This window comes from Streptomyces endophyticus (assembly GCF_035798155.1).
Classification (GTDB): Bacteria; Actinomycetota; Actinomycetes; order Streptomycetales; family Streptomycetaceae; genus Streptomyces; species Streptomyces endophyticus.
On record NZ_JAOZYC010000034.1, the window covers coordinates 1 to 8,908 of the forward strand.

The following is an 8,908-nucleotide window of genomic DNA, read 5'->3' on the forward strand; positions in this document are numbered from 1 at the left end:
TTCGGAAGGCCCGCCTTCGTATGTGTCCGGGGATGTGCCCGGGAGAGTGCCCGGCCGGGTGCCCGTTACCTCCGGGCGCGGCTGCGGCCGGGCGGCAGCGCGGGGCGCACCGGCCTGCGGTCCTGCGGGGCCGCCGAGGCGTCCTCCTCGATGCGCAGCGCCAGTGCGGGGCAGCGGCGCACGGCCCGTACCGCGTTCGCCTCCGAGTAGCCGGGCACCGCCGCCTCCGCGACTGTCGGGAAGCCGTCGGGGCCCAGCTGGAGCAGCTCCGGCACGATGTCCGCGCACAGGCCGTGGCCCCGGCACAGCGTCCAGTCCACGGCGAGCCGCTTCCCGCTGGGCGTCGGGCTCGCCGGGGCCTCCGCGTGCAGCGGCAGCACACCGAGGACCGGGCGGCCGCAGCCGGCGCCCAGGACGTGCGCGGCCAGGTCGTCGGTGAACGCCGAGATCGTCGACTCGATGAACGCCGCCGAACCGTCCGGGTGCTTGCACGCCCCGCGCCGCTTCACCGCGCGCGTGACCTCGCGCAGCGCCTCCAGGGCTGCCGGGCCGCCTCCGTTCAGCACGTCCTCCAGGCCGCGCGCCGCCGCGGGCAGCCCCAGGTAGCAGGGGCCGCACTGGCCCGCGCTCTCCGAGGCCAGCCACTGCGCCACCTTCAGGGCCTCGCCGAGCGGGCAGGTGTCCGGGCCGATCGGCAGGATCGCCCCGGCGCCGAGCGCGCCGCCCGAGGCCTCCAGGGAGGCGCGGGAGACGATCGCGTCCTGCGCGCCGACGCCGTCCAGCCACTTGCCGTGATAGCCACCCGTGAGGACGCCCTGGGGGAGCGGAGGAGCACCGGCGAGCTGGAGTACGTAGCGCAGCGGGACGCCGGACGGCACTTCCAGGACCATCGGGCGGGCGACCGCCCCGGAGAGCGTCAGCAGGATCGTGCCGGGCTCGTCGTGCAGGCCCGTGCGGCAGTAGCGCTCGGCTCCCGTGCGGGTCGCGACGGCGAGCTGGGCGAAGGTCTCCGCGTTCGACAGGAGCGTGGGGGCGCCGCCGACGCCGGAGTCCGAGGCGCGGACCTTGCGGCCCGGCGGCATGGGCGGGCCGCCGTCCGCCGAGCGGATCAGGGCCGAGGACTCCCCGGTGACCATGCGCACCGGATTGCGCTGCACGCGCGCGCGGAGCGGGGCGTTCCGACGGTTCGTCAGGCCGCGCTCGGCGAGGGCCGCCTGCATCGACGCCTCGGTGCTGTCGCGGGTCACGCCGATGACGAGCGTGCGCGCGCCGATCGCCTCAGCGACGAGCAGGGCGCCGTCCAGGATCAGGTGCGGGGCCCGGTTGATCAGCACGGTGTCCTTGCGGCAGGCCGGCTCGTCCTCGCTGCCGTTGACGACGACGACCGGGCGCACTCCGCGCCGGATCGCCGACTCGGCGACCGCGCGGAGCTTCTTGGCGAAAGGGAAGCCCGCGCCGCCCCGGCCGCGCAGGGATATCGCCTGGGCCAGCTGCGCGAGCTGTTCGCCCGCCATGGGTTCCAGCGGTCCGTGCACCTTCAGGTGCATGTCGAGGTCGAGCCGCTCCACGAGGTCGAACCCCGAAGTGAGCTGGGGAAGTCCGACGACCCGGACTTCCGGGACGTCGGGCAGTGCGGTGTTCACTGCGTGCCTCCGTAGGGCGTGGTCCAGGGCTCGCCGGAAGCGGGTGCTTGGTAGGGGCCGGGGAGCGGTTCGGTGGGGTCGGGCGCTTCCTTGTAGTCGGGCGCTGCCCGGTAGAGGTCTTCGTAGGCGCCGCTGTTCGTGCCGTCCCCGTAGGAGGCGGGGTAGCCGGGCACGCCTCCGTAGGGGGTGTCGTACGTCGGGTCGTACAGGGAGGGCGGGGCTGGGGCCGGTGGCGGCGGGGACGGGGCGGGCCACCGCTCGGTGGGCGCGGCTGCCATGGGCTCCGCGTACTGCTGCAGATACGGGACCGACTGCGTGGGCAGCTCCGAGCGGGGGAGGGCGGACACGGCGCGGTAGGCGGCGGCGAAGCCGATGTCGGACTGCGTGGGGGGAGCGGGCTCGAAGGGGGGCTGCGGAGGGGGCGGCGCCGGTTCCGTGCGGGGCTGCGGGGGCTGCGGGAGGGGCGCCCCGGCCCGCCTGGTGCCGCTCGCGCGGGGTCCCGCGTCCAGGAATTCGAGGATGCGCACCGCCACCTTGCGCCGCACGACCTGCGGCGACGCCCGAAGGGCGACCGCGCCGGCGACCGCGACCAGGGCCAGGCAGTACAGGACGGTCACGTACGCCTTCGCGGGCCGGCCCGAGTACAGGCCGTGCATGAGGGCGAAGCACCAGGCCGGGTAGGCGAGCATGTGGGTCGCGCGCCAACGGGTGGCGAGCCGGGCGGGGGAGGCCATGGAGCTGCGCAGCGCGCCCGTGACGCCCGTGGTGACCATGAGGAGCCCGGCGGTCACGCCCAGGCCGATCAGGCCCGCGCTGCCGTTGAAGCCTCCGGAGAACGGGATCAGCGCGCCGAGCGGCGTCACGTGCGAGAGCGCGAGCTTCACGCTGATGTGCAGCAGCAGGAAGACCAGCGAGGAGACCGCGGTGATCCGGTGCACGGCCTGCGCGAGCAGCCGCTGCCGCGAGGTGAGGAAGACCCGGTCGGAGGCGACCAGGCCCCAGACGACGGACGCGGTCAGGGAGACCAGGGAGAGCACGCCCGCGCCGAAGTCGAGCGTCGCCCGCACAGCGTCGCCGCCGGTGGACACGAGCACGGGCAACAGGAGGACGGCTCCCGCGATGAGCAGCCCTGTTCTCCTGCGACGGCTGACGCCGGGAGTACGTGAACTCCTCAGCGTACGAAGGGAGTTCAGGGAGTGAGGGGTTCGAGGGTTCATGGGGGTGACTCCGAACGGTTCGGCACGGTGGTCCCACGGCCCGCACTCTAGATCGAGGCATACCGGGCAGTACGAGGTTTGAGTTATCTCGCTGTTATCTACGAGATGTTTGGTCGTTGCGTTGTCCCGATAGTGGGCGGTACGCCGAGTAACCCCTGGGGTGCGGTGGGGCGCGGGGAAGCCCGTCGCGGGCCGAGCGAGGGCTGCGGTACCCTGACGCCATGCGTGCCGTACGCCTTCTGCTTAGCGAGCCGCGCTGATCAGTCCCGACCCGCCCCCGGGGTGAGTGGTCGGAATCGGCGCGGCGTCCCCTCCTGTGCGAGGGGTTTTTTCATTTCCTACGCGCTGGGCCGCCGGCAGAGACGATCGATGGAGCTTTGAGGATCATGAGCGAGACGAACACCGCCGCCGCTTCCGAGGCGGCGGTCGCGCCGCACCGCTATACGGCGGCCATGGCCGCCGACATCGAGGCACGCTGGCAGGACTTCTGGGACGCCGAGGGCACGTACGAGGCGCCGAACCCGACCGGTGACCTGGCGGGTGACCCGCAGATCGCGTCGCGGCCCAAGAAGTTCATCATGGACATGTTCCCGTACCCCTCCGGTGCGGGCCTGCACGTCGGCCACCCGCTGGGCTACATCGCCACGGACGTCTTCGCGCGCTTCCAGCGCATGACGGGCCACAACGTGCTGCACACCCTGGGCTTCGACGCGTTCGGCCTGCCGGCCGAGCAGTACGCCGTGCAGACGGGCACCCACCCGCGCGCGTCGACCGAGGCCAACATGGAGAACATGAAGGCGCAGCTGCGCGGCCTGGGCCTGGGCCACGACAAGCGCCGGTCGTTCGCCACGATCGACCCGGAGTACTACAAGTGGACGCAGTGGATCTTCCTGCAGATCTTCAACTCCTGGTACGACGACGACCTGAAGAAGGCCCGTCCGATCGCCGACCTGGTCAAGCAGTTCGAGACCGGTGACCGCGCCGTTCCCGGCGGCGGCTCCTGGAGCGGGCTGAGCGAGGCCGAGCGGGCCGACATCCTGGGCGAGTACCGCCTGGCGTACGCCTCCGACGCGCCCGTGAACTGGGCGCCGGGCCTGGGCACCGTCCTGGCCAACGAGGAGGTCACCGCCGACGGCCGCTCCGAGCGCGGCAACTTCCCCGTCTTCAAGTCGAAGCTGCGCCAGTGGAACATGCGCATCACGGCCTACGCGGACCGCCTGATCGACGACCTGGACGGGCTGGACTGGCCCGAGGCGATCAAGCTGCAACAGCGCAACTGGATCGGCCGCTCCGAGGGCGCGCGGATCGACTTCGCCGTACCGTCCGCCGAGGGGGCCGGCTCCGGCGAGGAGAAGATCACTGTCTTCTCCACCCGCCAGGACACCCTGTTCGGCGCCACCTACATGGTGCTGGCCCCCGAACACGACCTGGTCGAGAAGATCACCCCGGCCGCCTGGCCCGAGGACACGCACGACGTGTGGACGGGCGGTCACGCGACCCCCGCCGAGGCCGTCGCCGCCTACCGCAAGCAGGCCGCCTCCAAGTCCGACGTCGAGCGCCAGGCCGAGGCCAAGGACAAGACCGGCGTCTTCACGGGCGCGTTCGCGACCAACCCGGTCAGCGGCGAGCGGGTGCCGGTCTTCATCGCCGACTACGTACTGATGGGCTACGGCACCGGCGCGATCATGGCCGTCCCGGCGCACGACAGCCGCGACTTCGCCTTCGCGCGCGCCTTCGAGCTGCCCATGCGCTGCGTGGTCGAGCCCTCCGACGGCCGCGGCACCGACCCGGCGACGTGGGACGACGCGTTCGTCGCGGGCGACGCGAAGCTGGTCAACTCCAGCGGCGACGACATCTCCCTGGACGGCCTGGGCGTCGCCGACGCCAAGGCCCGCACGACCGAGTGGCTGGAGCGCAAGGGCATCGGCGCGGGCACGGTCAACTTCCGGCTGCGCGACTGGCTGTTCAGCCGCCAGCGCTACTGGGGCGAGCCCTTCCCGATCGCCTACGACGAGGACGGCATCGCCCACGCGCTGCCCGAGTCGATGCTGCCGCTGGAGCTGCCCGAGGTCGAGGACTACAGCCCGCGCACCTTCGACCCGGACGACGCCGACACGCGGCCCGAGACGCCGCTGTCGCGCAACGAGGACTGGGTCAACGTCACGCTGGACCTGGGCGACGGCAAGGGCCCGCGCAAGTTCCGCCGCGAGACCAACACCATGCCCAACTGGGCGGGTTCGTGCTGGTACGAGCTGCGCTACCTGGACCCGAACAACAGCGAGAAGCTGGTCGACCCCGAGATCGAGCAGTACTGGATGGGCCCCCGCGAGGGCATGCCCACCGGTGGTGTCGACCTGTACGTCGGCGGCGCCGAGCACGCCGTGCTGCACCTGCTGTACGCGCGCTTCTGGTCGAAGGTGCTGTTCGACCTGGGCCACATCTCGTCGGCCGAGCCGTTCCACAAGCTGTACAACCAGGGCATGATCCAGGCCTACGTGTACCGGGACGCGCGCGGGATCGCCGTACCGGCCGCCGAGGTGGAGGAGCGCGACGGCGCGTACTACTACCAGGGCGAGAAGGTCTCCCGGCTGCTGGGCAAGATGGGCAAGTCCCTGAAGAACGCCGTCACGCCGGACGAGATCTGCTCCGAGTACGGCGCGGACACGCTGCGCCTGTACGAGATGGCGATGGGCCCGCTGGACGTCTCCCGGCCGTGGGACACGCGCGCGGTGGTCGGCCAGTTCCGGCTGCTGCAGCGCCTGTGGCGCAACGTCGTCGACGAGACGACCGGTGAGGTCACCGTCGTGGACGTGCCCGAGGCGGACATCGACGTGGCGACGCTGCGCGCCCTGCACAAGGCGATCGACGGCGTGCGCGGCGACCTGGAGGGCATGCGGTTCAACACCGCGATCGCCAAGGTCACCGAGCTGAACAACCACCTGGTCAAGTCGTACGCGGGTGGCGCGCTGCCGCGCTCCGTGGCCGAGCGCCTGGTGCTGCTGATCGCGTCGCTGGCCCCGCACGTCGCCGAGGAACTGTGGCGCAAGCTGGGCCACAGCGACTCCGTCGTCCACCAGGACTTCCCGGTCGCCGACCCCGAGTACGTGGTCGACGAGGCCGTGACCTGCGTCGTCCAGATCAAGGGCAAGGTCAAGGCCCGCCTGGAGGTCTCCCCGGCGATCTCCGACGAGGAGCTGGAGAAGATCGCCCTGGCCGACGAGAAGGTCGTCGCGGCGCTGGACGGCGCCGGCATCCGCAAGGTGATCGTGCGGGCGCCGAAGCTGGTGAACATCGTGCCTGCGTAGTTCGCAGGGGTGCTCAGGGTTGTTCCCTACGGGCAGGTTGGGGGTTCTGCTGGAACCCTCGGCCTGCCCGTTCCGTTTACGGTGGAGAGAGCGGTTGGGCGGGGCGACCTGAAGGAGAGAGCGCTATGGATGTTGTGCTAGTGATCATGGCGCTGATCTTCGTCGCCTTCCTGGCGTTCGGCGGGTACGTGACGGTGAAGGCGGTCGGCGCGGCCAAGCGCGGGGTGGACCGCAAGGTCGAGCAGGCGCGGCGGGCGGTGGAGGACACCACACTGCGCGCCAAGAGCTATGTGCAGCCCGGCACGGCAGCCGAGTTGGCGCAACTGCGGCTGCATCTGCGCACCTCCATGCGGGCCACGCAGGACGCGCTGCACACGCGCGTGGCAGAGGACTCCTCGCTCAAGGAGTCCCTCGGCCTCTTCGAGCGCCTGAGCGCGCACGGGCACGAGGTGGACGCCGAGCTGAAGCGCCTGGAGAGCGAGCCCGACAAGAGTCAGGTGGCGCGCGTGCTGCCGGAGCTCAGGACGCGTACGGAGCAGATCACGCGATCCGCCGACGCACTGCGGCACGCGGCCCGCGACCGGGCCGGCCGGTTCGCGAGCGACGACCTGGACGCGCTGAGTTCGCAGATCGACCTGGAGGCCGGGGCGCTGCGGCACTGGACGACCGAGGGCTCCGGAGCGGGTTCCGGGGCAGGATCCGAGTCCGGGCCCGCGTGGGAGGCGCCGCGGGCGGACCGCGGGCAGGGGCGGGGCCGGGAGCAGAACCGGGCCGCGATCACTCCGCCAGGTGTACGCCCCGTGTATCCGTGGGAGAAGAACCCCCGTCCGGAGAGCACGACTTGATCGCCCGCCGGCCCGCGTCGTCCGATGGCCGGGAGGTAGGGGCCGGGCTGCCGCCGGGAGACCGTGGCAGGTAATCTCCGGTGCATGTCCCGCCATGTCGCGATCGTCACCGATTCAACGGCCTACCTGCCGCAGCGGACGATGGAGCGCCACGGGATCACGGCGGTGCCGTTGACCGTGGTCCTGGGTGACCGGGCGCTCGAGGAGGGTACGGAGATCTCCGCCCGCTCGGTCGCGGAGGCGCTGCAGAAGCGCCGGTCGGTGACGACGTCGAGACCCAGCCCGGAGCTGTTCGCCGAGACCTACCGCAAGGTGGCCGAGTCCGGCGCCACCGCCATCGTCTCGCTGCACCTGTCCGCCGAGATCTCCGGGACGTACGACGCCGCGGTGCTGGCCGCGCGCGAGGCCCCGGTCCCGGTGCGCGTCGTGGACACCGGGATGGTGGCCATGGCCCTCGGCTTCTGCGCGCTCGCGGCGGCGGAGACGGCCGACGCGGGTGGCACCGTCGACGAGGCGGTGAACGCGGCGGAGAAGCGGGCCTCGGGCACCTCCGCGTACTTCTACGTCGACACGCTGGACTACCTGCGCCGGGGCGGCCGGATCGGCGCCGCGCAGGCGCTGTTCGGGTCCGCGCTCGCGGTCAAGCCGTTGCTCCAGCTCGACGGCGGCCGCATCGAACTCCTGGAAAAGGTCCGCACGTCGTCGAAGGCGATCGCGCGGCTGCAGGAGATCGTGGCGGAACGGGCGGGCAGCGCGCAGGTGGACGTGGCCGTGCACCATCTCGCGGCGCCCGAGCGGGCGGAGGCGCTCGCGGAGTGGCTGCGCGAGCACCTGCCGGGCCTGGCCGAGCTGCACGTCAGTGAGGTGGGGGCGGTGATCGGGGCGCACACGGGGCCGGGACTGCTGGGGGCCGTGGTCTCGCCGCGGACGTAGGGCGGCGCGTACTCCGTCGGTCGCGTGGGGGTCGTGTGGGTGACGGAGTTTTCCACAACTTGTGGGTTGTCCCCGGAAGTTGAGCAAGATCCACTTGTCGGCGGCGCGGTGCCTACCGTCTCGTGACATGGAACTTCGATCACGGACACGGACAGCACACGCATCAAGCGGGCCGGGGCGCAGCCCCGCGTCGGACAGCCGCGCCCGGCAGCGGCACGTGGTGCGGCGGCGCGCTCGGCGCAGGCGCGTCGAGGCGGAGCGGACCCGGCTGCGGGCGGAGGCGCTGTTCGCGCCGCCGGAGCGGGACCCGGCACCGGACGCTCTCGCTCCGGGGGGCGGGCCTGCTTCGGTCTCGGGGGTGGGGCCTGTTCCGGCCGTGGCGGTCGGGCCTGTTCCGGACTTGGCGGTGGGGTCTGCTTCGGTCTCGGCGGTGGGGTCTGTTCCGGTCTCGGGGGTTGGGTCTGCTTCGGCCTCGGCGGTGGGGCGTGTTCCGGTCTCGGGGGTTGGGTCTGCTTCGGCCTCGGCGGCCGAGCCTGTTCCGGCCTCGGCGGTCGGACCTGCCCCGGTCTCGGCGGTCGGGCCTGCTTCGGCCCCGGAGGTTGGGTCTGCCCCGGTCTTGGCGGCCGAGCCTGTTCCGGCCTCGGCGGTCGGACCTGCCCCGGTCTCGGCGGTCGGGCCTGCTTCGGCCCCGGGGGTCGAGCCTGCTTCGGCCTCGGGCGTCGGGCCTGCTTCGGTCTTGGCGGACGAGCCTGCTTCGGCCCCGGCGGTCGGGCCTGCTCCCGTCTCGGTGACCTCGTGGAGGGAGCGGGTGGCGCTTGCTGTGCGGGAGCGGTTGCCGTTGTGGGTGCAGGCGCGGTGTGGGGTCGAGCGGCGCGGGGCCGTGGCGCTGGCCGTCCTCGTCTGCCTGGTGGGCCTCTTGGCCGTGCAGCACTTCTGGGCGGGGCGTGTGAGGGGCGTGCGGGTGC

General features: G+C 72.4%; 5 protein-coding genes. 3 read left to right on the forward strand and 2 right to left on the reverse strand.

Annotation, left to right across the window (positions count from 1 at the left end):
• Window positions 1-65 precede the first annotated feature (65 nt).
• The gene (locus OKJ99_RS06140) at window positions 66-1,643 is read right to left on the reverse strand and encodes an NADH-ubiquinone oxidoreductase-F iron-sulfur binding region domain-containing protein (protein WP_326014731.1); all 1,578 of its coding nucleotides are present in this window, start codon (window positions 1,641-1,643) and stop codon (window positions 66-68) included.
• The gene (locus tag OKJ99_RS06145; protein ID WP_326014732.1) at window positions 1,640-2,860 is read right to left on the reverse strand and encodes a cytochrome b/b6 domain-containing protein; all 1,221 of its coding nucleotides are present in this window, start codon (window positions 2,858-2,860) and stop codon (window positions 1,640-1,642) included. Before OKJ99_RS06145 ends, OKJ99_RS06140 begins: the two co-directional genes overlap by 4 nt.
• Before the next feature lie 386 nt (window positions 2,861-3,246).
• Between OKJ99_RS06145 and leuS the strand changes: the two genes are divergently transcribed.
• The 3 genes from leuS (at window position 3,247) to OKJ99_RS06160 (ending at window position 7,943) form a co-directional block, all read left to right on the forward strand.
• The gene (gene leuS, locus OKJ99_RS06150) at window positions 3,247-6,165 is read left to right on the forward strand and encodes a leucine--tRNA ligase (protein WP_326014733.1); all 2,919 of its coding nucleotides are present in this window, start codon (window positions 3,247-3,249) and stop codon (window positions 6,163-6,165) included.
• A gap of 125 nt (window positions 6,166-6,290) precedes the next feature.
• A complete protein-coding gene (locus OKJ99_RS06155) occupies window positions 6,291-7,010 on the forward strand; it encodes a hypothetical protein (protein ID WP_326014734.1) in 720 nt (239 codons plus the stop codon).
• 84 nt (window positions 7,011-7,094) lie between these two features.
• The gene (locus OKJ99_RS06160; RefSeq protein WP_326014735.1) at window positions 7,095-7,943 is read left to right on the forward strand and encodes a DegV family protein; all 849 of its coding nucleotides are present in this window, start codon (window positions 7,095-7,097) and stop codon (window positions 7,941-7,943) included.
• Window positions 7,944-8,908: the final 965 nt, after the last annotated feature.

What these genes read in the sequence shown, in the direction of transcription:
- OKJ99_RS06145 (WP_326014732.1), bottom strand. Translation starts at nt 2,860, where the DNA reads ATGAACCCTCGAACCCCTCACTCCCTGAACTCCCTTCGTACGCTGAGG.
- leuS (WP_326014733.1), top strand. Translation starts at nt 3,247, where the DNA reads ATGAGCGAGACGAACACCGCCGCCGCTTCCGAGGCGGCGGTCGCGCCG.
- OKJ99_RS06155 (WP_326014734.1), top strand. Translation starts at nt 6,291, where the DNA reads ATGGATGTTGTGCTAGTGATCATGGCGCTGATCTTCGTCGCCTTCCTG.
- OKJ99_RS06160 (WP_326014735.1), top strand. Translation starts at nt 7,095, where the DNA reads ATGTCCCGCCATGTCGCGATCGTCACCGATTCAACGGCCTACCTGCCG.